Origin of the sequence: Biostraticola tofi (genome assembly GCF_004343195.1) — a bacterium.
Taxonomy (GTDB): Bacteria; Pseudomonadota; Gammaproteobacteria; order Enterobacterales; family Enterobacteriaceae; genus Biostraticola; species Biostraticola tofi.
Genome location: NZ_SMCR01000001.1, coordinates 838,563 through 858,992, shown reverse-complemented (window position 1 = coordinate 858,992; position 20,430 = coordinate 838,563). Strand labels below are relative to the sequence as shown.

Genomic DNA, 20,430 nt, shown 5'->3' with positions numbered 1-20,430 from the left:
ATGGCGTCGCACCCGGGCGGCGATCTTTACCCCAGAATGGCGTCAATCTGGCGTAATTGTTCCTCACTGAACTGACGATTTTCCAACATACCCACGGCATCGTCAATCTGGCCGGTCTTGCTGGCACCGATCAGCACTGAGGTGACCCGGTCGCGGCGAAGTACCCATGCCAGCGCCATCTGCGACAGCTTCTGACCTCTGGAGCGGGCGATATCATTCAGCTTATGCACCTTGTCCATCTTATCGCTGGTCAACTGTTCGGAGGATAAGAAACGACTTTGGCTGGCGGCCCTGGAGTCTTGGGGAATCCCCGTCAGATATCTGTCGGTCAATACGCCGCCAGCCAAGGGGGAGAAGGCGATGGAGCCGACGCCTTTCTCTGCCAGCACCTCCAGCAAATCCGTTTCTACCCAGCGTTCGAACATAGAGTATTTAGGCTGATGAATCAGGCAAGGTGTTCCAAGGGCGTTTAAAATATCAATTGCGCGACGGGCCAGTTCTGCCGGGTAATTGGATAAACCGATATAAAGCGCTTTGCCCTGGCGAACCAGCAAATCCAGCGTGGCCATGGTTTCTTCCAGCGGGGTATCGGGATCTGGGCGATGATGATAAAAGATATCCACATACTCCAGCCCCATCCGTCGCAGACTCTGGTTGAGACTGGCTACCAGGTATTTTTTTGAACCCCAATCGCCATAGGGGCCATCCCACATGGTATAGCCGGCTTTGGTTGAAATGATCAGTTCATCACGATAAGGATGGAAATCTTGTTGCAGTAATCGGCCAAAATTTTCCTCTGCTGATCCGGGCGGAGGGCCATAATTATTAGCCAGGTCAAAATGGGTAATCCCCAAATCAAATGCATGTCGCAGCAATGCACGGCTGTTTTCCAGCAGGGTGGCATCGCCAAAATTATGCCACAGACCCAGGGAGATAGCCGGTAGCCGGAGCCCGCTGTTACCACAGCGGCGATAGTCCATCTTTTCGTAGCGGGCGGAACGTGCTGAGTAAACCATAGGGTTTCCTTACATTTTTTTGTCGGGGCAGATCATCGCTTCTGTTGTCTGCGCCAATGACCGCCGTCTCAAACCAGCGGTGAGACATCGGTGGTTAATGCCTGGAGGGCATATAGTAATGTCTTATATAAGTGTTATTATCAATGATTGAAGATTCATTTAGCTATCGTCCGGCTAAGAAATGAGCGATGGCCATCAAGAGCGTAAGTGGAGCCCAGAACAATGACAAAATATGCCCTGGTCGGTGATGTTGGTGGAACCAATGCACGACTGGCGTTATGCGATGTGGACACCGGGGAAATTTCCCATATCCATACTTATTCCGGAGATGATTATGAAACCCTCGAACGGGTTATCCGTCATTTCCTGACCGGGCAAAAACAGGAGGTCAGTGAAGCCTGCATCGCTATTGCCTGCCCGATCACCGAGGATTGGGTAGAGATGACTAACCATACCTGGGCATTCTCTATCAAGGCAATGAAAGAAAGTCTGGCATTGTCCAAACTTGAAATCATCAATGACTTTACCGCCGTTTCCATGGCTATTCCGATGCTTACCGCCAAGGATGTCATACAGTTTGGCGGTACCGAACCGATAGCGGATCGGCCAATTGCCATTTATGGCGCGGGAACCGGTCTTGGCGTCAGTCATCTGATCCATGTGGATAAGCGCTGGCTGAGTCTGGCGGGTGAAGGCGGGCATGTTGACTTTGCGCCAAACAGTGCAGAAGAAGACGCGATTTTAAGTGTGCTGCGTGAGGAATTGGGCCACGTTTCAGCTGAACGGGTGTTGTCCGGGCCTGGGCTGGTCAATCTTTATCGAGCCATCGTTAAAGCCGACCAGCGCCTACCGGAAAATCTCAAGCCTAAGCAGGTTACCGAGCGTGCGCTCGAAGACGCCTGCACTGACTGCCGACGCGCGCTTTCGCTGTTCTGCGTACTGATGGGGCGCTTTGGTGGCAATCTGGCGTTGAATTTAGGCACCTTTGGCGGCGTCTATATTGCCGGCGGCATCGTACCGCGCTTTCTGGATTTCTTCCGGGCGTCCGGTTTTCGGGCTGCATTTGAAGACAAGGGGCGCTTTAAAAGCTATCTCACCGATATTCCCGTCTATTTGATAAGTCATGAACAGCCGGGTCTGCTTGGCGCCGGGGCCTACCTTCGCCAGACGATGGGACACGAACTCTGATGACCCCGCCCGGCAAGGCACTTTTGCCGGGCAAGAATCAAAGCCCCATCAACTGCCTGAATTCCTTGACCTTGCTCCGACTGACCGGCACTTCAAAATCCAAATCATTCAATCTCAGCAAGTAAGTATTGTTGAACCACGGCACGATTTCCCGGATCTTATTAAGATTGACCACATAGGAACGGTGGCAACGAAAAAAAGGCGTTTCCGGCAAGCGAGTAGAAAACTCAGTGATCGCCATCGGCATGGTAAATTCTTCTTTCCTGGTATAGACCAAGGTCACTTTTTCCTGCGCTGCGGCGTAGTAGATATTGTTGATATCAGTAACGATAATCCGCTCGTCTTTCAATAGATTGATGGTAGCGCTATGCCGGCTGGCAGCTGCGGGCAGGGTGTTTGGTCGAACGGCAGCCCCCGGTCCGCGCAGGTTCTCAAGCTTTTGCAGCATGGTGACAATCCTGGACTCGTGATAGGGCTTGAGGATGTAATCGAACGCCTCGAGTTCAAATGCCTCGACCGCGTGCTCCTTATAGGCGGTAATAAAAATGATGTCCGGTTTATGGATGAATTTGCTGATATTTTGTGCCAGCAGCACACCATCTAGGGAAGGAATATTGATATCCAGGAAAATCACGTCCACTTGGTGATTTTGCAGGTAACGCAGTACATCCAGTCCGTCACTGAAGGTGGCTTCGATAGTCAGGCTGCTGTGCTTTTCAATAAGAAAACGTAACTCTTCCTGAGCCAGAAATTCATCTTCGACAATAATTGCTTTCATGGGTCTCACTCTTAGCCCCGGTTAGTCCAGGCAATCATGGCATAGCCGACGGGACGCCAGGATCCCTGAAAATCAGGCAGCCTGTTTATTGTTACTGCGATTAATGTAGAACCAGATTTCAGTCCCCGGCTCCAGACGGCGAATGTGCAGGCCTTCGCCATAGAGCAGCGATACGCGATGATGCACATTCAGCAGCCCGATTTTCTTGGCCGGCTGCTCATTACGTTTAACCTGTTCGATGACATCTTCGCTGATACCGCTGCCGGTATCTTTAACCGAGATTCGAATACGCTCATCGGTGCCGGTAATCGACAGGACCACCACGCCATTGCCGCGGCAGGGCTGTATGCCGTGGACGATTGCATTTTCCACCAGCGGCTGAATCAGCAGGCTGGGAATGGTAAAAGACAACTCCTCATCAATGTCGTAAATAACCGACAGCTTACTGCCAAAACGCGCCTGCTCTATGGCGATATAATCCTGTATCTGATACAGCTCTTTTTTGATATCAATTTGCTCATCGTTCAATTCCAGATTGTAGCGCAGGTAACGTGAGAGATTGATGATCAATTGCCGCGCGGTATCGGGATTGATGCGGATCAATGATGAAATGGCATTCAATGCGTTGAACAGGAAATGCGGATTGATCTTGCTCTGCAATGCCCTGAGTTCAGCGCGATCGGCCATTTCACGCAGCTGCTCAATGCGGGACACCTCAATCTGGGTGGAGATAATCTGCGACAGACCGACCGCCATCACCTTCAGGGAGTTGGTTATCTGATGAGCATGGCAATAGTAAATTTTTAATGAACCGGTGACGATGCCCTTTTCCCACAGTGGGATAATGATCAGGGAGTGAATCTGCGGTACGCGGTCGGCTTCATCGTTATTTTTGATGGTTATCTTGCCGCTGTGGATACTTTCCTTGGTGGTCTCGCTAATAATTTCATGGCCGATATTATATTGCTCAGCGCCGACACCCACATAAGCCAGGATATTATGCTGGTTGGTGATAGCCACGGCGTCAGCTTTGATATCGGTGCGGATGATATCGCAAATGGTGCTTAAGGAGTCGCTGTTAATGTGCCGGAAATAGGGCAGCGTTTTATTGGCGATATCAAGCGCCAGCTTGGCCTGCCGGGCGGCAATCACCTCTTTCTCGTCTTCGACCCCTTGCACCAGCAGAACAATAAGGCCAATGCTTACCGCGCCCAGTATCATCGGAATAGCGATTTTGGACACGATATCCAGCCCAAGAGCCGTGGGTTCAGCCCATATAACCACCAGCAGCATGGTCAATGATTCGCACAGCATCCCGCCGAGGATCCCCATACCCCAGCGATGTTCCTTTTTTATTTTCAGCTTGATAAAACCTGCAACGAAGCCGGCGACGATGCTGCTTATCAGGCATGGGACAGAGGTGGGGCCATCGATATCAATCAGGAATCGGTGGATACCGGCGATGATACCTGTTGCTATGCCGACCCAGGGACCAAACAGAATTCCGCCTGACATAACGGCGATAACCCGAACATTAATCAAGGATCCTTCAACATGAATGCCAGAATAGGTACTGAAAATGGCAAATAAAGAGAATATGACGGTAACTGCGACCAGCTCCTGACGGGTATGCTCCTCTTTTTGCAGCAACTGGCGGAACTGTCGGGTACGGGTCAGCAAAAACAGGCAGATCAACATCAATGCCGCGCGTTCATAGACCGCCAACAACATTTCGAACATTTGGTTCACGGCAGATTCCGTCATGAGGGGGTGAGGCACTACTATAAGCAAAATGTGATCTATGTTCCAGATTTGCCACCTGCGGTGGTGTTCGCTACTAGGCGCTGGGCGCTGGGCGCTGGGCGTTGGGCGTTGGGCGTTAGGCGTTAGGCAATAAATACTGCATACCGAAGAATCATTAACGGGCCGGGCCAGATGCGACCCTTAACGACTCAAGCCGATAAATGCGGAAATCCAAGTCCAGTTAAGGGGAGGCATTATCAAGCTATACTCCCCCTGTGGCGTGCGCTTTTTGCCTTAAAAGCGGAAATATGTACCATTTCATTTTTATGATTGCCACATTATGTGATATGTCACGGTCATATGTGGCACAGCGAAGTTAACGTCATCCTCGCCCCGAACCTCTAACCGGGAAGCAAAATGGCCTTTTCAAACCAAAGAAGGAAGAAAGAGGTAAATTGTGCACCGAGGGTGCAATCCCCGCGCCAGTCCAAGAGCATTTGGCTGTAAGGGGAGGCCAAAGGCAAGGCGGCTCGCCTCTGAAAAAAAAGAGTGCTTCTTGCCACTCGACAGACGTTCAAAGTTGAGATAATTTCGTCATTCAGGCTCCCCAATGGGGCCAGCGTCGCTCGGACGGTCCGGGCGCTTACGTAATCATCGAGGACATCATGGCCGAATTCGGTTCTGCTCGTCGTTTCACACGTATTGAACGTCTCCCTCCCTATGTTTTCAACATCACCGCTGAATTGAAAATGGCTGCGCGTCGGCGCGGCGAAGATATTATCGATTTCAGTATGGGCAACCCTGACGGGCCAACGCCGCCACATATTGTCGAAAAACTCTGCACCGTCGCCCAGCGGCAAGACACCCATGGCTATTCCACCTCTCGCGGCATTCCGCGTCTGCGACGGGCGATCTCCCGCTGGTATGCTGATCGATACGCGGTAGAGATTGATCCTGAAAGTGAAGCTATTGTCACCATTGGTTCCAAAGAGGGGCTGGCCCATCTGATGCTGGCCACGCTTGACCACGGTGATACTGTGCTGGTGCCTAATCCCAGCTACCCCATCCATATCTATGGCGCAGTGATCGCGGGAGCCCAGGTGCGTTCGGTGCCACTGGTAGAGGGGGTAGACTTTTTCAAAGAGTTGGAACGCGCCATTCGTGAGAGCATTCCCACGCCTAAAATGATGATCCTCGGCTTCCCTTCCAACCCGACCGCCCAGTGTGTCGAGCTGGACTTTTTCGAACGGGTAGTGGCATTAGCGCTGCAGTATAATGTGCTGGTGATTCATGATCTGGCCTACGCTGATATCGTCTATGACGGCTGGAAAGCGCCTTCTATCATGCAAGTGCCGGGTGCGAAGGACATTGCGGTGGAGTTCTTCACTCTGTCTAAAAGCTACAACATGGCCGGTTGGCGCATCGGTTTCATGGTGGGCAATCCTGAGCTGGTCAGCGCGCTGGCAAGAATCAAGAGCTACCATGACTACGGCACTTTTACGCCACTGCAGGTGGCGGCTATCGCCGCCCTGGAAGGAGATCAGCAGTGTGTGCTGGATATAGCCGAACAGTATCGTCAACGGCGTAATGTGCTGGTGCGCGGACTGCATGAAGCGGGCTGGATGGTAGAGAACCCCAAAGCCTCGATGTATGTCTGGGCAAAGATCCCTGAACACTATGCGCAGTTAGGCTCGCTGGAGTTTGCTAAAAAGCTGCTTGCCGAGGCAAAAGTCTGTGTTTCGCCGGGTATCGGTTTTGGAGATTATGGCGATACCCATGTCCGCTTTGCGCTGATCGAAAACCAGGACCGTATCCGCCAGGCAGTGCGCGGTATCAAAGCGATGTTTCGTGCCGATGGATTAATGACTCCTTCCTTCGTCAGGATATGAATAGCGATACGTCGCGATAATGAAATAACCGGGCTTAGGCCCGGTTTTTCACCATTTGAAGGGGCAGCAATATCTTTCAACGCCAAAAAGCATATTCAGCCGCGTCGACCCATCAGCCGCGGATTATCTGCTATTGTACCGTTCTGGAGCAGGTTTTTTTTTAGGCTGTGAACCAGGTCATATCGCGTTACAGCTCATCAAGGTTAACGGGTGAAGAGTTTCAACCCAATGACGCCGCAGATTATTAGCAGCAGGCTGAATATTCTCCCCGCGTTGGCAGATTCACCCAGCAACAGCATCCCGGTAATGGCCGCGCCTGTCGCGCCAATACCTGTCCAGACCGCATATGCCGTGCCTGCCGGCAGACTTTTCATTGCATGACTGAGTAAGGCAAAACTGATGATCATGGCGACCAGCGTGATCACGCTCGGCACCAATCGGCTGAAACCCTGGGTATACTTCAATCCGATAGCCCAAACCACTTCGAACAGCCCGGCAACCAGTAAAACTAACCATGCCATGGAGAATTTCCCTTAATATACGGGGTCGTCCCCAAGATAAGATCCGTCTACCGGTCGTCCGGCAACGATGTGGATGAGAACAAACTCTAGCACAGCACTGACCAGTCAACAACTACACCAGCCTATAGGCAAATGCTGAAAGGCCCAGGGTGGAAATTATCATTATAAACAACTTATTGGGACGATTAGTTATGGCATTGGTTGGTAAACACATCATTACCGCGCGGACAAACCTCGCTGCCAACCGGAACCAGCTTCAATATGGAGCTTACCGGCGCACTACCGCAAGCGGTCAATGCCAGACTTAAAAAGAGAATGATAGTTTTCATGAAGACTCCAGCGGGCCATCTGAATGATTAAAATAGTCTATCGGGTATGATTAATCAGAACTTTAGGGGATTTTTTTCCAGAATGCGATGGAGATAAAATTTTAATGAAATACGTTGGTTATGAAATGTTACAGGGTGTTTTTTGCTCGGCAGCATATCGGCTGTGTGCTGACCTACTTTCAGCAAGGCTGAATGCAGCATAATCTGGGATTTCATAAAGGAAAAAATGATGATAATGGAAAATTGCATTGTGGTAATTAGTTAGCAAACTAGCCAGCATAATGCCAGCTAGCTTGCGGTTTTTATTTTATTCTGAAAGATAGAGCGAGAAATCAACCTGCTCATAAACTAAAATCTATTAAAAAATCGTTTGATTTCTCCCTGAATTTTGTCTTCTGTAAATATGTTATCATTGCCACTTCCATCACCTTCAATGTGCTTTGATAATCTATGTTTAATTGCTGCTATCTTTTTATTAAGTTCATTATCCGCCTTTTTGAATCCATCAGCGTCGTCTTGCGTTACAGCAGACAGAATATCAGTTAATTTGCAACCTTCATTTATCGCTTTGTTTGTTGCAATGACGCCGGGAGACTTTTTGTTAGCATGTAAAAAAAAACTATCAAGTTTTTGAGTATTTTCATCTGCGAACTTGGTAATACCATCGATCCTGCTTCTCAGTGTGTCGGAGCTATTAGCCACAGATTGCAGATTGGTGATGAAAAATGAAAAATTGTCTTTTATATCATCAGCGTTGGTACTTCGCGAAAGATTATCAGCATACCCACTGGCGATTAACGATAACTTATCCATAGTTATTCCCTTAACGAAGATAATATTTCAACGTTTACTTTGTGGCTGTGGCCTGTTGTTGATAATTTATGACTTAGGATATTAATATGCTGCTATGTTGTGTAGATTTAGACCCTCTTTCCTGCGGCAGTTGAAACATGCTCAGATCCGTCCAAACCGTTAACTTGATACAATACAGCATATGCCGCCGACACCATCTGTAAACACTACCTGCAAGCGGTAGCGAACAATCTAACACTGAAATGTTATATGAACGGTATACATGATGCCATCGAGTGTCGCACCGTCAATCTCATTTTTTCTGCGAACATCCAAGATGATTGTTCGGTAATCAACAGTTCATTTGCGACGCTGGTGCCATCATAGCCTCAGTTCTTAATTATCTTAATAAACTTTCTTTTGCACGTTAGCCATACCATCCTTTTCAGCCTGACAGCAAAAGGTCGTTTTTTCCGCAATTTTTCCCAGATTTCATTCTTTAGAAAAGGCTGTGTTTGATGGTCTGATGGCGTGCTTATTGTCGATTCACTAGCAAGGTCAGAATGTACAATAACTGGGGGAATCACAGCATTCACATCGCAGATAGAATATTCATTAAACAGGTTCCAGCGGTCTGCTACCATCCAGACGGGATAAAGAGCCATCAGCGCGTTCTTTGCCGCCGGGCGATTAATCACGTAACCATGCGACATACACGCCTCAATGACAGGAAAAATACTGTGCTTCAGGTCGAGCTGTGACAAGCATTTATCCTGATATTGAAACGTTTCTGTCAGTAGCGTTATGGTCGGTTTTTCGCTGCTGCCAACTTTATCGAGTTCGGTTAAAACATCCACAATTTCAGGCATCAGTTTTGCATCATCTTCCAGAATAAGCGCAGAATCAATGCCTCGAGCGCACATAAGGCGATATGCCTCAATATGACTTAGCGCACAACCGATTTCGCCAGGTCTATAAGCATAATTGAGTTCGCGTGTATGTTGTTTAATTTCAGGGGGGCTTAATAGTCTTCCATCTACAGCATCAATAAACTCATATTCTAATTTGTAGGTCATGCATTCTTTTTCTATATTTGTTCTTCGAGCTGTAGAGCGTTTCATATTAATGATAAAGACTTTCATTTAACTAACATCCATTGTTTACTCTAAAAATAAGTAGTGGTTTTTTTATTTGGCTATACCAGCATGCTATGGTGCATGAAACTGTATTTAGGTTAATAAAAGTGAGTGAATTGCATTAATAATACCGTAAGCGATATTTTTTAATTATCATATCGAAGATTGTTGTTAGATAAAACCCAACAGTGCCGGGGAGAATAATTATTGGCCGGTTATTTCATCTGACTGTTAATCAAAAAGCCGATGAACGTTTTATCGCTGAGCGAGCAACCTCGTTAGTGCTAAACCAGCCAGGGTTGTTCGGGCTGACTGCTGTCGGCCCAAATTCCAAGATAAGTGGGCATGCTTCCGAGATTAAGTCATATGATTTCGCGGTGCTTTTGCGTTCCCTACGCCAACCGTCACTTTTTATTAGCGTTACACGTAGAACCAGGCCACCACCCTCACCAGCCTATAGGGTTTATCCTCTGGCTTTAGCGTTTCAACTCGACGGACCGAGAAAGGCAGTTGGCGTTATCGTGGCGTTATGGCGGTTGTCATACCCCAGATAATACCCCCACTTGTTTGTTGTCTAGACAATGATTATGTTGAGTTAGCTTGAGCATGCAGGTTAAGCGGTTTTTGTTTAGGTGAGGTTACGCAGAATTAGGCAGTGCTGGTGTCCCCGACAGGAATCGAACCTGTCGGGTAAGTTGCTGTAATATATTTAATTGTTGTTATTGAAATTACTGCGATGCCCAGCATTATGCCCTCATTCGCTGGATATGACTGTTTTTCCAGTCCAGATAGTCCGATAACTTCCATCTGGAGCAACGACCAATTTTTATCGGAGAAGCGAGTTTGCCAGCCTTAATCTGTGAATAATAATACTTTGCGGTGAATTTGGAATCATTTTGCATGTACTTAATGTCGATCAGTGAATCTGGCGACAGTTCGCCGGTTTGATGTTTCATGCCTTACCTCGCTGCTCTTTGTCTATTCTGCTGATGTAGTACGCCAGCCAGCGCTTAGGCGGGAAGTCATTAGGTGGAAGACACTGGATCTGTTTGGCGTATTTATCGAGAAGGGTTGTGATGATTGAGTCGCGCTCTGAAAGTGGCTTGCCGTCGATGGCTTGTCTTATTTCGCGGTGGCATTTCCTGGCGACGGATCGGATAGCGTTCTCTATCTCAGGTGACATGCTCCTGTTCTCCGTTAATCTCCATCCTTCCCGGAACAAGTTCGACGCTATTCTTCAGCTCATTGCCCCAACTGTCCCAACCAGGGATTTGCTGACGAGCGAATAGCTCAACTCGGGGAACATCACCGAGTAGCCGCTCCAGCATTTCTCTCACAACCGGTGGCTTTGCGCTGTGCTCCATGCGTGGCGCGGTGAAGTACTGGCAGATTGACGCATCCATGCGCGCCGGCAACTTGCCACGTACCGCGAACAAACAATCCTCAGAATTGGCCCGCGTCATGTGGCCCATTCCTATGGCTGGATTGCCTTTGTTCTTGTTGGTCTTCATCCATGTCAGACCTTTCATAGTCATCAGCCTGAACCCCCACGCCTTAACCACTTCCAATGCTTCAAGCGGCTGAGTGGGCACCCACCACATAGCCAGCAGACAGGCTGACGGATCAGCCAGTTCCCAGACTGGAAGCCGGCAAATATCAGGCACGGTCATTACTGGGTATTTGAAAGCGACACCACGATTACCGTCTACGGCCTTGTCGCGGTATGTCCAGGGAGGATCGGCGTAAATTAGGCGATATGTCATCTCCCCTCCCGGTAAGCCTGAAGAATGGACTGGATTTCTTCACTGCCATTAACGCCCGCAAACAGTTCTGCCGGTGCGTCATAAAGTAGCTCTACCAGCCGGCGGGCCAGCTTGGCGCTAAACTGCGGCTGCGCGATGGACTTAGTGACTTTCGTCTTACCTGCGGCCTTGGCCTTCTCGACATCGACGGCCAGTGATTCCCCCGCGCTCTCGCCTTCCTTGCGCACCCGGTCAACGGCCACATCAACCGCAACGCTGCCTTCTTTAACTAGCATCTGAACGTCATGGTTAGAGCGGGAGAGAATGAGCAGCTTATCGACCGTGGCGCGGCTTTTGTTGATGATTTTGGCTATCTCGTCTGGGGTGAGATTGAATGCTGCCAGCTCTTTCACGACTGCCGCTTGCTCAAGCTGAGTGAGTGGGAGCTGATTGTTGCTGGTCATGATACGGGCCAGACGTTCAACATCGTTGCCTGTGAAGGGAGTGATAGATATCCACTCGATGGGCTTGCCAGCCTCAACGCAGCGGAGATAAACGCGCTGACGCCGGTGTCCTTCAATCACCCATACGCCGCCTTCGTCCCGCGCCTGTACTTCCAGTGCCGGCACGATACCGCCAGCCATCAGGAAAGTGAACAACTCATCATCTGCCTGGCGCGTCCGTTCGTCATCGTCACGCTTATTGAAGCCAGGCTTAACGTGGATGTCAGACAGGCGAATCTGCATGCCTGAATCGGTGCGTTTTATTACGCTCTCAGTTCGCATCTTCTTGAACGAATTTACGGCCATGTTATTTAGCTCTCCCATGCTGTTGCGCCCGCAGATGGCGCTCGTAGTCAGTCTTGCAAAAAGCATCGCAAAAGTGGCCAGCATCAATCTGCTCATCGCAGTAGTGACACTTTCCAGTGAATGGCATGGACGGGCGAGGGCGGTTCTGCAACGCAACATCGAGGTAATGCTGCTCCAGTGCTGTTGCATTGTCTGATTCGTCGGCACACATAGGCTTATCTCCGGGCGTAAAAAAGCCCGGCGCGGAGGCCAGGCTATCTAGATTTGGGGTCGGGTTAATTCGGGTTGTATCGACTGTAAATATTGAAACCGTGCTCGCCCTCTTCATACAGTCGCCAACTGATTTTATATTGGCGAATCCAGGCGTTGGCTTGGCTGGGCGAAAAGTGATGATTCACAGCAGTAAGCTGATGGATGAAGTCGCGAACAGTAACCGTATAGCGGCCAGCTGCGTCTCTTTTCATCGCTGCATCGAATGCAACTGGTATGTCAGAACGTCTTGGCATGTGGTTTCCTCCTGCGGGGAGTATAACCATTTTACTGTATGAATGAACAGTGTTATTCGCTAGCAATGGGTGACGGTGCGGCGGCGAGCATGGCTGTATAAATAGAGTTGTGATGAACATAGAATAACGAATCGTCATCCTTATCGAACGAAACATCATCGCAATCCATCGCTGCTGCTATCATTTCATCAGTCGGTTCGGCTGGAACCAATTTCCACCCATCCGGCACCCGGATTTCTGCGGGCGGAATAACTCTTCCCTTGCTTTGCTGAGCCAGCGCCACAGCCAGCCTACACATGCAATCTTCGCTCAGCTCGAATAGTCCCTTCTCGTTCTGATCTGCATCAAGAAATTCATCAGGGACAGGGATAAGTTCATCCGGCACCGCGCTTGCTACGGGCGGGAAGGGATAAACAACTTGATGCTTTAATTTTGATTTCCCTTTATGCCAAATCTCAGCATCAACACTAAGCCAATCACCATCGGGGCTTAATAGTTGATAGTCTGGCTCAGCCGTCAGCGACGCAAGGGCTATATTTGCAATCTTCTCTGCCTCTTCGGCGGGCAGCATAACGTTAACGTTCTCGCCATATTTTTTTCGCCATGATGCGATTGTTTCAAGGCGAACTATCAGCGCCTGACGCTCTTCTGCGGTGTGGTTATCCATCATTTCTGCTCCTTCCGGTCATTCCAGGCGCGCGCCGCCATGCGTAATTTGGCTTCAGTCTTGCTATTAACAAACTGCCCTGTTTGAGCACCGCAATCAAAACAGCGAGCGATAGCTTTCCTTATGCGCAGATCATCCGGCACGGCTGGCGACGGCGGTGCTGCGTAGGTAGTTGGCTCCAGCCGGTAATCGCAGGTCTGGTAAGTGTGGTTGCTATTGCTGGCGTGAATGCCTCGCTGGTCAAAGCCTTCTGCCTTTTGAAGGACAATGCCCCAACAAACACGCCGCACGTCGTCATCCCAACCGTCGTCACGACAGTCTCGATATGCATCAATTTCTGCCTGACAGGTTGCAATGGCATCTTCTTTATTTTTGAATATGTCCCAGCCATAGTCAGGAGCTGCTGCAAAATACGCCACTGGCTCACCCGCCAGCTCATCGCGCCGCTTTAGTTCTTGCTGGGCTTTATGTAATGCACCCTCAGATGCATCCAGCTCACCCTCAATCATATCTCCAAGCCACTCGATGTAATGTTCTGGGTAGCTGCCTACGGTTTCACCAGATACCCGCTCAAATAGAGACTTTAATTTCCCCTCAGCATTAGCGCAGGCCGTCGCAACTTCGTGTAGTCGTGATTCCGTGGATTTTAATTCAGAAGCCAGTGCGTCGATGTGGTGCGCTAAATCTATTAATGAATTTAATGCGCCGTCGTCGTCGGTAGCCATGGTTATGTTACCAACGGCATAACTTATTTCGTCCTGCGTTAATAATTTATTCATCGCCTTTCTCCCCTAGCGCTTTGTTAATCACCGCTTTAGCGGCTTCCATGCGGCCCCAAGTTGAATTTGGTTTATCCGGACACGGGTAGCTATTTTTCTTAACTATTGCAACCATATCTTGCAAAGCCTCCAGCAGCTCAGGTGCGGCGGCGATAAGGCGGGCGTTGGCCTCTTGTATTCCCTCTTCCTGGGTGCTTACGCTAGCAATTGCGCAAATTATCTTCGAGTCTTTACCTTTTGAGTCAACCCAGCCACCTACATTTTCCCAAGGCCCCGGCGTTCCTTTAAATTCACTCATGGCTCACCCCTTCACCCTTGGCTGCGGCGCGGATATCTTTGGATAAAATTAGGCGCAAATATTGAACAACTGTTTCAACCGTTGCTCTAACTATTGAATTACCGTCTTGTTTTATTTTTGTTTCCAATTCATCTGCCGCATCCTCCACCGCCACGGCGCGAATCTCGGCAAAATAGGCGTCGGTGGCGGGCTGCTTTGTCTTGACGTAAATAACATCGACATCAGAGAGCGTTCCGTGCTCGTTAAGTTCTCCATGCTTTTCTTCCGAATAACTTTCCTCATGGATAAGCCCGCAAGATAAAGCTATCTGCTCTATATCGCCACCATCGATACTGTCGCCATCCCATGCGACCTCAATCATAGAATCGAAAAATGATTCATATGCTGCACTCTCCGCCGCCAGTCGTGCGCAATCATCCTTGAGCGCTGCGTAATATTCATACGCGACATATCCGCCATTAATCACCGGCCCTTGTAGCCCTACAGCATTCCAGCGTTTAATTTTGCTCATCGTTCCCCTCGCTAATATTTTGCACATAAGCAACGGCCCGCTTAGCGCCGCCATGCATTATTTTCTGCTTATGCATAATTGTGTTTGTTGTGGGATAAAAGCAGACAGTCCCTTGTTCTGTCTTTAATAACACCGTTCCGCTGGCATCGATTTTATGTGGCAGGGCGCAAGCGTTAATTATCTCCATATTTGCAGACTTCCTTTTCTGCCTTTCTTCCTTTTTCATCGCATCCCACGCGCGGTAATCATCGCCAACGTCACCCATCGTTATTCTCCAGCCGGCTCACCGGCGCGTTGTTATTCCTGCTCAGTAATTTGCAGAGAACGCCCGTACCCTTCCGGCCTTGATCGCTGTCGATAATTTCTCAACGTCAGTGAGGTTCATTGTGATGCCGGCGCGCGCAATATCAGCCTGGATGCCTTGCAATAAGGTGGGTTTACTGACGACGCGCTCGGTCGGTCGGATAATTGTTGCGGTATCGCCTTGACTCGTTTGTGCGTGTTCCTGCTGGGCGTAGGATTGTTCTGCTGGAGTAACAGTCGAAGCCAATAAACGGGCATCCTCGGCCTCCTTTTCTCGGGCGATGATAAGCTGGCGTTCGCGTTCCTTTTGTTGCTCTTCAGCCTCTTTTTGCTTACTGATACGCTGCTCAATCAGAAGTCGCAAATGCTCCTTATCATGGGCGACAAGCTGGGCTTTATCAGCAAACAGGTTTTGATACGCCGGTTCGATATCGGTAAACAATTCCAGATTAGAGGCGTATTTTTCAGATAGCCGGGTCGCTTCGATTTTGGCCCTGGCGAGTTCGTCATTAGCCGCGCCCTGTAGCGATGTCAGCGTTTTCTTTCCCTTGATAGCGGTGACAAAATCAGCTTGAATGACAGGCAGGGATACTACAGCCAGGCGTTTATTGAGTTCAGCAATGTGTTGAGCCAAATCCGTTTTAGCTCTCATCACGATTTCGCCGCGAATCTCATCCTTGCGTGTCTTTACGAGCTTGGTCAGCGTAAGGCGCTTGCTACGCATTTCCTCGCGCAGCGTGTCGATCGTGCGAAACAGGAGGTCGATTTTTTCTGTTTGAGACAGCGCTTGCTGTTTTATCAGATCAAGTTCGCTTTCGGCCTTTTCACAGAATTTCACGGTTTCTTCAGCGTCGGCAAAATCTTGATCAGTGGTCAACTCAGTGTTAATCGACTGGATAAAAGCCAGCGCTTGGCTTTGGTAAATCGCTAAATTGGACTGTTTAACGTCGCCTTCAATTTCCACCTTTAGAGCTGGAAGTCGCATGATGGCTTTTCCGACCGGCACTTCTTTTGCAGCGGTAACCGTATAGTTATTGAGATCCGTCTCGAATTGCCGCCAACCCGCTATAAGTTCTTCTGCGCGCCCGGGAACGGGACGATACTCCATCTGCTCGAAATTATTCTCTGTTCCATCAGAGACGACGAAAATTACCCGTTCTGCGCCACTGACAAGTAGCTGCTGCTCCAACTGCCAGTAGTATTCCGCCGGCAGGTCGCCGGCCCTCACGGCATCGGGTAGGGTGCCATTCCACATCTTGTGCTCGAACAGCGTATCCTCCATCATCGTCATGCCGTCAAACGATGCCAGCAAATAACCATCATCATCAATGGCTGTGGCCGGGAACAACTCTTCACCGATCAGCGCCTCTACAATGGGACGCGCCATGTTTTCGTAATCGTGGCCCTTGTCAAAAAGATATTTTTGCACCCACTCGCTGATTTTCTTATCAGATCCGGTTGCCTTCACTCGCAAAAGCTCATCGCGAGTAGCCTTGCTGGACGCCGCCATCATCACCGGCGCTTCGCTGGCGGTGAAATGCTTTGCTCTCAATGACAACCATTCGTCGGTGCCTTGCTGGACGTTAATTACTTGCATTTGATGGCTCCAGATCTTTGATGGATTTAATTTGCTGTTCGCTTAAGGTGTATTTGCTGCCTACGGTGGCGATCACGGCTGCTGCGGTTTTCTTTCCAGCCTCAATATATTTTTTCCAGGTAGGCAGGTTTGCTGAAAACTCATCGGCAGGGTATTCCGGGTGAGCATGGGCGATCGCGTGGTCTTTCGGGGTAACATCCCTGTACTCACTGACATCCAATGTCTTGCCTTCCATTTCCTCAGCGGTCGGCTGCTGGCCTATCTCCGGCCAAGCCTTGCGTAATGCCTGTGCCTCAGCACACTTCGCTATCTGGCCGTATGGACGCTTTTTCCACATCGCGTTAGGTGCGGTTGTGTCTCTGCCGGCCGTGGCGTAGTTCTCGATCCAGTATTCCTTTGCGCTGTATTCGACAACCAGGCCGCCGGGCATCATCTTGCAGACCGTGTATTTGCACCACTGCGGGAACGTCACGTCGATTTCCCCCAGGCGCTGTGTCACGTCTGGCCCGAATTCCGCCTCCTTTGCGCCGGCGTAATTCCCTGAGCGGTCAGCCTGGATGCGATATAGCCCAACACCAGGCATAACCACATCACGCTGCTCTCCCTTGCCTGTCTTGGCGTCTTTGACGTACATCGGGACCAGATGCACAGGCTTCATCAGCGGGTCCAGGCTGCGCGCCTTGCAGTAGTCAATCGCCATCAGCACCGATTCATCCTTTGCGCCGGGATAGATTGAGTTTTTAAGGGCGCTCCAGGTTGATTCGTCAATTCCGCGAGCGGTTACACCCTGCGGCACATTCATTACTTCGTTAGCCATCAGGCCACCTCATCAAACGTTGCCGAATAGTTGATCATGTCGAGCGCATGCTGGTTGCAAACCGCTGCGGCTACCACGTCATACATAGCTAACTCAAAAGCCTCGCTCTGCTCCATAGCAAGCTGTAAGGCCTCAGATGAGCAGTAAGAGAGTTGCTTTACCATTGCCCTGGCTAGGCGCTCGTTGGTCCAATTGCCGTTCTCCCACTCAGCGTCCTTGTCGCAGGTTTCCATTTGCTCGGGAGTGAAATTTTTCACCGCTTTGATAACAGCGTTTTCTGTTTTTGTGTCCATTACGGCCTCCCGGCTTGCTTGAGGAATTCGACCAGCTTCGCCAATAAGCTTTTGTGCTTGAATGACTGGCTGGTTAAGCGGTTGAGGGGGTGATGCTGGATGAATTTGATAGCGTCAAAGGGGCGTCCCATGCAGGATGCCCCGGCAAGTTCTTCTTGCATGAGATACTCCGATTGATGTGTGTGTGAATGAATATGGTCAGGCGTACTCAGTTAAAGTGCACCTTGGCTTACTCACAGAGCCGCATAGATGACGAAAAACCAGAACATAAGGCAGAGGATAATGACGCAGTTCCATGCGCCGTAATTTGTGATCATGATTCACCCCAGCAGGCAGAAGCCTGAAACTGTCAGCACGAAAGCAATAAAGGCGTAATCACGCCAGCCGAAATAGCCGTTGGACTTGTGTGATTCAGCGCCGTCAGGTTGGTAATCGACGTGATGGTGGTTTTTCATGAAGTCGCCCGAGGCTGCTTTGATCTGCGGTTGATGATTTCTAGCCAGCCCTGATAGTAAGTTTCGACTTTATCGGTTTCGTCCACTGAAAGGGTTTCGATGCACTCAACTGGATAGCCGAGCTGGCCCATACATCCATCCCTGGTAATGATAGCTAACCGTTTGCCTACGATTGGGCGGCCAATTATCCGCGTACCTACCCAGACGCTGCCCTGAAATGGCTGGCAGTCGATTACTTTTTTATTGCGGATGTACCACGCGATGAAGTCTTGCCCACGGTCAGCAAACGTGACTTTGATTGTTTCGGTCATGGTTATTCCTGTGTGAAAGGCGAAAAAAAAACCGCCGAAGCGGTGAGAGGAAATTGATTTGAGTGATGTGTGGCCGGAGGACCGCTGTTTACCGGCATCAATTAACGACATTCAGCCCGTATGCTATGCATTCACACATCCCGAAATTAACTGGTGCGTATTCGCTCGCCAGCGTTACGGTTCACATGGCTGCACCCTCTAAGATATGCATGAGAAAAGTAAGGCGTCATGCTGGCCTGTTAAGCAATATCAATCTTTCATTCTCCAGGTGCCGCAGCGCCGTTAGTTAAATTAGGGATGTGGTGAAAGCTGGCGCGCCTACTCGCCAACGCTTGTTTTAAGTAACTTAATACCAGGTAAGCTCCTGACAATTTAACCCTCACCACATCCCAAAATTAACTTAGGTCGCTGTAGTATTCATTCAACTCCTCAGCAGACCAGAATTCGAAAGGCATGCATGTGGAGAAAAAATCAATGTCGTAGTTATTAGCCACATGTTGAATTATTGCCTCTTCTAATTCTCTCCTGCTCATCCCCTCACCCTCTCGTTAGCCATCCCCTGGCTGATTAACGCATACCTATGCATCGTTATTTTTGTTTTCTATAGCTCGATGGTTATGCTGCGCGGTGGCAACCACCATTTCAGCAAATTTGTCAGAGACATTTTTTCTTATTCCGGCATTTACTGCTGCGGTAATAGCGGCATCAATTTCTTTTTGGATGGGCTTGATTTTTTGCTGAACCAGCTCTTCCATGCGCTTACCCATCAAATATTTAACGAGTGGTACAGCGTTATAATCGTTACTAAAGTTACCGCTTGAATCCACTTTCTTTTCCAACGTTTTATCAAAGCTGCTCTTTATCAGGTCGGTAATAGTAAGACAGTCCTGCACATCACCCCATTTATCAGTGACTGTGACTTCTTTTTCTAACCAGTCATCAGCGAATTGAATAGCCTTTTGTTCGATGGTCTTTTTGGCGCTGGCAATTGATGCGGTAATGGCTTCATTAATCTGCTTTGATGCTTCTTTTTCCACTTTTGCCAGACAGTCACGCGAAATGGCATTCTTTACGCCGCTGATAATTTCATTTTTAACCTCGGCATCCATGTCGCCGTCTTCTCCCAACCATTCCAAATCTACCGTAATATTAAGTTTCATCATTAATTCCTTGAATGTTGAGCCATCCCCTGGCGTTAATCCCTAAGCCCTTGCGCTGACTTCGCCCTTGACCTTGCGATGGCCGGCAGCAAATAAAGCCACATCCGGTATGCAAATATTGTCATCGCTTGCCTTAACCACTGCCGCGCTGCGTATTGGCCTATCGATAATCGCGTTAACCACATTATTGCCGCATCCATTCAGCGTCCTGGCAATGATTCTCTCCAACTTGGCATCCTTACGCCTACTTTCTACCACCTCGGCTCTCCGTGCCTTGTGGCGACTCTTCGCGGTTCCGTGCGATTCCTTCCAGATAATCGTTGTCATGGTGTGACTCCGTTTCAGTGGTTTTATGCCTGCCGCCGCTACTGGCAACGGCAGGGTAAATCCGCTCTTTAAGGCTGATTGATTGCGTTAATGGGATGCCACCCCAAACTCACTCGCGCGTCATGCGCCACCTTTCCCCGAGTCCGTCGCAGTGGGAACCCGACCTGTAACACCGTCGTCGCGTGCCGGATTTCATCCGGCATTTGCCTTAATGACTCTGCATACACATCCAGTCTATTTGCCTTTGACATGTTCCCGGTGTCGGTCAGCGCCTTCACCCGTACCCTATCCATTGCCGACTCACTGGCCTTACTCGCTCTTCTGAGCTACTGCGTTGCACTGCCATCAATGGCTGCGGTCTATCCGCTTTACTGCTGCATTGGCTTATCTCCTATTGGTTGATTTGTTCTCCCGAAATTAATCGGGAATCCGTCACACGACAGGGCAGACAGCGGCACGCTTG

25 protein-coding genes are annotated in these 20,430 nt (G+C 49.5%); 2 read left to right on the top strand and 23 right to left on the bottom strand.

The window, feature by feature from the left end; all coding sequences use genetic code 11:
• Positions 1–26: 26 nt before the first annotated feature.
• Positions 27–1,016 carry an L-glyceraldehyde 3-phosphate reductase gene (mgrA, locus tag EDC52_RS03910; RefSeq protein ID WP_131864008.1) on the bottom strand — a complete coding sequence of 330 codons (990 nt, stop codon included), beginning with the start codon at positions 1,014–1,016 and terminating at the stop codon, positions 27–29.
• Positions 1,017–1,238: 222 nt separating this feature from the next.
• Here mgrA and glk point away from each other — a divergent pair, with 222 nt between their 5' ends.
• A complete protein-coding gene (gene glk, locus EDC52_RS03905) occupies positions 1,239–2,204 on the top strand; it encodes a glucokinase (protein WP_131864007.1) in 966 nt (321 codons plus the stop codon).
• A 37-nt stretch (positions 2,205–2,241) separates the two neighbouring features.
• Here the strand turns inward: glk and EDC52_RS03900 are convergent, their stop codons facing one another.
• Positions 2,242–2,982: a LytR/AlgR family response regulator transcription factor gene (locus tag EDC52_RS03900; RefSeq protein WP_131864006.1), complete on the bottom strand. Its 741-nt coding sequence runs from the start codon at positions 2,980–2,982 to the stop codon at positions 2,242–2,244.
• Between the two features lie 72 nt (positions 2,983–3,054).
• Complete coding sequence (locus EDC52_RS03895) at positions 3,055–4,731, bottom strand: sensor histidine kinase (protein WP_131864005.1); 1,677 nt, start codon at positions 4,729–4,731, stop codon at positions 3,055–3,057.
• Positions 4,732–5,390: 659 nt separating this feature from the next.
• On the opposite strand from EDC52_RS03895, the gene alaC reads away from it, so the two are divergent.
• Positions 5,391–6,614, top strand: coding sequence for an alanine transaminase (gene alaC, locus EDC52_RS03890; RefSeq protein ID WP_131864004.1), 1,224 nt, complete (start codon positions 5,391–5,393; stop codon positions 6,612–6,614).
• 203 nt (positions 6,615–6,817) lie between these two features.
• Here the strand turns inward: alaC and sugE are convergent, their stop codons facing one another.
• From sugE to EDC52_RS03790, 20 genes are all read right to left on the bottom strand, one after another.
• A complete protein-coding gene (sugE, locus tag EDC52_RS03885) occupies positions 6,818–7,135 on the bottom strand; it encodes a quaternary ammonium compound efflux SMR transporter SugE (protein WP_131864003.1) in 318 nt (105 codons plus the stop codon).
• A gap of 677 nt (positions 7,136–7,812) precedes the next feature.
• Entirely contained in the window at positions 7,813–8,277 is a 465-nt protein-coding gene (locus EDC52_RS03880) for a hypothetical protein (RefSeq protein ID WP_131864002.1), read from the bottom strand.
• A gap of 368 nt (positions 8,278–8,645) precedes the next feature.
• Complete coding sequence (locus EDC52_RS03875; RefSeq protein WP_131864001.1) at positions 8,646–9,398, bottom strand: glycosyltransferase family 25 protein; 753 nt, start codon at positions 9,396–9,398, stop codon at positions 8,646–8,648.
• 946 nt (positions 9,399–10,344) lie between these two features.
• Complete coding sequence (locus EDC52_RS03865) at positions 10,345–10,575, bottom strand: hypothetical protein (protein ID WP_131863999.1); 231 nt, start codon at positions 10,573–10,575, stop codon at positions 10,345–10,347.
• Positions 10,565–11,155 carry an MT-A70 family methyltransferase gene (locus tag EDC52_RS03860; protein WP_131863998.1) on the bottom strand — a complete coding sequence of 197 codons (591 nt, stop codon included), beginning with the start codon at positions 11,153–11,155 and terminating at the stop codon, positions 10,565–10,567. The genes EDC52_RS03865 and EDC52_RS03860 overlap by 11 nt, the downstream gene beginning before the upstream one ends.
• Positions 11,152–11,943 (bottom strand): chromosome partitioning protein ParB, encoded by a 792-nt coding sequence (locus EDC52_RS03855; protein WP_131863997.1) that lies wholly within the window; start codon positions 11,941–11,943, stop codon positions 11,152–11,154. Before EDC52_RS03855 ends, EDC52_RS03860 begins: the two co-directional genes overlap by 4 nt.
• A gap of 275 nt (positions 11,944–12,218) precedes the next feature.
• Positions 12,219–12,449 (bottom strand): DNA polymerase V, encoded by a 231-nt coding sequence (locus tag EDC52_RS03845; protein ID WP_131863995.1) that lies wholly within the window; start codon positions 12,447–12,449, stop codon positions 12,219–12,221.
• A 52-nt stretch (positions 12,450–12,501) separates the two neighbouring features.
• On the bottom strand, positions 12,502–13,119 hold the full coding sequence (locus EDC52_RS03840) for a hypothetical protein (RefSeq protein WP_131863994.1): 618 nt from the start codon (positions 13,117–13,119) through the stop codon (positions 12,502–12,504).
• On the bottom strand, positions 13,116–13,895 hold the full coding sequence (locus EDC52_RS03835) for a hypothetical protein (RefSeq protein ID WP_131863993.1): 780 nt from the start codon (positions 13,893–13,895) through the stop codon (positions 13,116–13,118). Before EDC52_RS03835 ends, EDC52_RS03840 begins: the two co-directional genes overlap by 4 nt.
• Positions 13,888–14,193, bottom strand: a complete 306-nt coding sequence (locus EDC52_RS03830; RefSeq protein ID WP_131863992.1) for a hypothetical protein — start codon at positions 14,191–14,193, stop codon at positions 13,888–13,890. Before EDC52_RS03830 ends, EDC52_RS03835 begins: the two co-directional genes overlap by 8 nt.
• Positions 14,186–14,704, bottom strand: a complete 519-nt coding sequence (locus EDC52_RS03825; RefSeq protein ID WP_131863991.1) for a hypothetical protein — start codon at positions 14,702–14,704, stop codon at positions 14,186–14,188. The genes EDC52_RS03830 and EDC52_RS03825 overlap by 8 nt, the downstream gene beginning before the upstream one ends.
• Positions 14,691–14,969, bottom strand: a complete 279-nt coding sequence (locus tag EDC52_RS03820) for a hypothetical protein (RefSeq protein ID WP_131863990.1) — start codon at positions 14,967–14,969, stop codon at positions 14,691–14,693. The genes EDC52_RS03825 and EDC52_RS03820 overlap by 14 nt, the downstream gene beginning before the upstream one ends.
• A 42-nt stretch (positions 14,970–15,011) precedes the next feature.
• Entirely contained in the window at positions 15,012–16,604 is a 1,593-nt protein-coding gene (locus EDC52_RS03815; RefSeq protein WP_131863989.1) for a YqaJ viral recombinase family protein, read from the bottom strand.
• On the bottom strand, positions 16,591–17,421 hold the full coding sequence (gene bet / locus EDC52_RS03810) for a phage recombination protein Bet (protein WP_131863988.1): 831 nt from the start codon (positions 17,419–17,421) through the stop codon (positions 16,591–16,593). The genes EDC52_RS03815 and bet overlap by 14 nt, the downstream gene beginning before the upstream one ends.
• Positions 17,421–17,714, bottom strand: a complete 294-nt coding sequence (locus EDC52_RS03805; RefSeq protein WP_131863987.1) for a hypothetical protein — start codon at positions 17,712–17,714, stop codon at positions 17,421–17,423. The genes bet and EDC52_RS03805 overlap by 1 nt, the downstream gene beginning before the upstream one ends.
• Complete coding sequence (locus EDC52_RS19835; protein ID WP_165911643.1) at positions 17,714–17,875, bottom strand: hypothetical protein; 162 nt, start codon at positions 17,873–17,875, stop codon at positions 17,714–17,716. The genes EDC52_RS03805 and EDC52_RS19835 overlap by 1 nt, the downstream gene beginning before the upstream one ends.
• A 159-nt stretch (positions 17,876–18,034) precedes the next feature.
• Complete coding sequence (locus EDC52_RS20225) at positions 18,035–18,169, bottom strand: hypothetical protein (RefSeq protein WP_268990337.1); 135 nt, start codon at positions 18,167–18,169, stop codon at positions 18,035–18,037.
• Entirely contained in the window at positions 18,166–18,480 is a 315-nt protein-coding gene (locus EDC52_RS03800) for a hypothetical protein (RefSeq protein ID WP_131863986.1), read from the bottom strand. The genes EDC52_RS20225 and EDC52_RS03800 overlap by 4 nt, the downstream gene beginning before the upstream one ends.
• Positions 18,481–19,058: 578 nt before the next feature.
• Positions 19,059–19,643: a hypothetical protein gene (locus EDC52_RS03795; protein WP_131863985.1), complete on the bottom strand. Its 585-nt coding sequence runs from the start codon at positions 19,641–19,643 to the stop codon at positions 19,059–19,061.
• A 39-nt stretch (positions 19,644–19,682) separates the two neighbouring features.
• On the bottom strand, positions 19,683–19,967 hold the full coding sequence (locus EDC52_RS03790; protein WP_131863984.1) for a transcriptional antitermination N peptide: 285 nt from the start codon (positions 19,965–19,967) through the stop codon (positions 19,683–19,685).
• Between the last annotated feature and the right edge of the window lie 463 nt (positions 19,968–20,430).

Bases quoted from the DNA above. Each gene is read 5' to 3' on its own strand.
- mgrA (WP_131864008.1), bottom strand. From the start codon at position 1,016: ATGGTTTACTCAGCACGTTCCGCCCGCTACGAAAAGATGGACTATCGC.
- glk (WP_131864007.1), top strand. From the start codon at position 1,239: ATGACAAAATATGCCCTGGTCGGTGATGTTGGTGGAACCAATGCACGA.
- EDC52_RS03900 (WP_131864006.1), bottom strand. From the start codon at position 2,982: ATGAAAGCAATTATTGTCGAAGATGAATTTCTGGCTCAGGAAGAGTTA.
- alaC (WP_131864004.1), top strand. From the start codon at position 5,391: ATGGCCGAATTCGGTTCTGCTCGTCGTTTCACACGTATTGAACGTCTC.
- sugE (WP_131864003.1), bottom strand. From the start codon at position 7,135: ATGGCATGGTTAGTTTTACTGGTTGCCGGGCTGTTCGAAGTGGTTTGG.
- EDC52_RS03880 (WP_131864002.1), bottom strand. From the start codon at position 8,277: ATGGATAAGTTATCGTTAATCGCCAGTGGGTATGCTGATAATCTTTCG.
- EDC52_RS03875 (WP_131864001.1), bottom strand. From the start codon at position 9,398: ATGAAAGTCTTTATCATTAATATGAAACGCTCTACAGCTCGAAGAACA.
- EDC52_RS03865 (WP_131863999.1), bottom strand. From the start codon at position 10,575: ATGTCACCTGAGATAGAGAACGCTATCCGATCCGTCGCCAGGAAATGC.
- EDC52_RS03860 (WP_131863998.1), bottom strand. From the start codon at position 11,155: ATGACATATCGCCTAATTTACGCCGATCCTCCCTGGACATACCGCGAC.
- EDC52_RS03855 (WP_131863997.1), bottom strand. From the start codon at position 11,943: ATGGCCGTAAATTCGTTCAAGAAGATGCGAACTGAGAGCGTAATAAAA.
- EDC52_RS03845 (WP_131863995.1), bottom strand. From the start codon at position 12,449: ATGCCAAGACGTTCTGACATACCAGTTGCATTCGATGCAGCGATGAAA.
- EDC52_RS03840 (WP_131863994.1), bottom strand. From the start codon at position 13,119: ATGATGGATAACCACACCGCAGAAGAGCGTCAGGCGCTGATAGTTCGC.
- EDC52_RS03835 (WP_131863993.1), bottom strand. From the start codon at position 13,895: ATGAATAAATTATTAACGCAGGACGAAATAAGTTATGCCGTTGGTAAC.
- EDC52_RS03830 (WP_131863992.1), bottom strand. From the start codon at position 14,193: ATGAGTGAATTTAAAGGAACGCCGGGGCCTTGGGAAAATGTAGGTGGC.
- EDC52_RS03825 (WP_131863991.1), bottom strand. From the start codon at position 14,704: ATGAGCAAAATTAAACGCTGGAATGCTGTAGGGCTACAAGGGCCGGTG.
- EDC52_RS03820 (WP_131863990.1), bottom strand. From the start codon at position 14,969: ATGGGTGACGTTGGCGATGATTACCGCGCGTGGGATGCGATGAAAAAG.
- EDC52_RS03815 (WP_131863989.1), bottom strand. From the start codon at position 16,604: ATGCAAGTAATTAACGTCCAGCAAGGCACCGACGAATGGTTGTCATTG.
- bet (WP_131863988.1), bottom strand. From the start codon at position 17,421: ATGGCTAACGAAGTAATGAATGTGCCGCAGGGTGTAACCGCTCGCGGA.
- EDC52_RS03805 (WP_131863987.1), bottom strand. From the start codon at position 17,714: ATGGACACAAAAACAGAAAACGCTGTTATCAAAGCGGTGAAAAATTTC.
- EDC52_RS19835 (WP_165911643.1), bottom strand. From the start codon at position 17,875: ATGCAAGAAGAACTTGCCGGGGCATCCTGCATGGGACGCCCCTTTGAC.
- EDC52_RS20225 (WP_268990337.1), bottom strand. From the start codon at position 18,169: ATGAAAAACCACCATCACGTCGATTACCAACCTGACGGCGCTGAATCA.
- EDC52_RS03800 (WP_131863986.1), bottom strand. From the start codon at position 18,480: ATGACCGAAACAATCAAAGTCACGTTTGCTGACCGTGGGCAAGACTTC.
- EDC52_RS03795 (WP_131863985.1), bottom strand. From the start codon at position 19,643: ATGATGAAACTTAATATTACGGTAGATTTGGAATGGTTGGGAGAAGAC.
- EDC52_RS03790 (WP_131863984.1), bottom strand. From the start codon at position 19,967: ATGACAACGATTATCTGGAAGGAATCGCACGGAACCGCGAAGAGTCGC.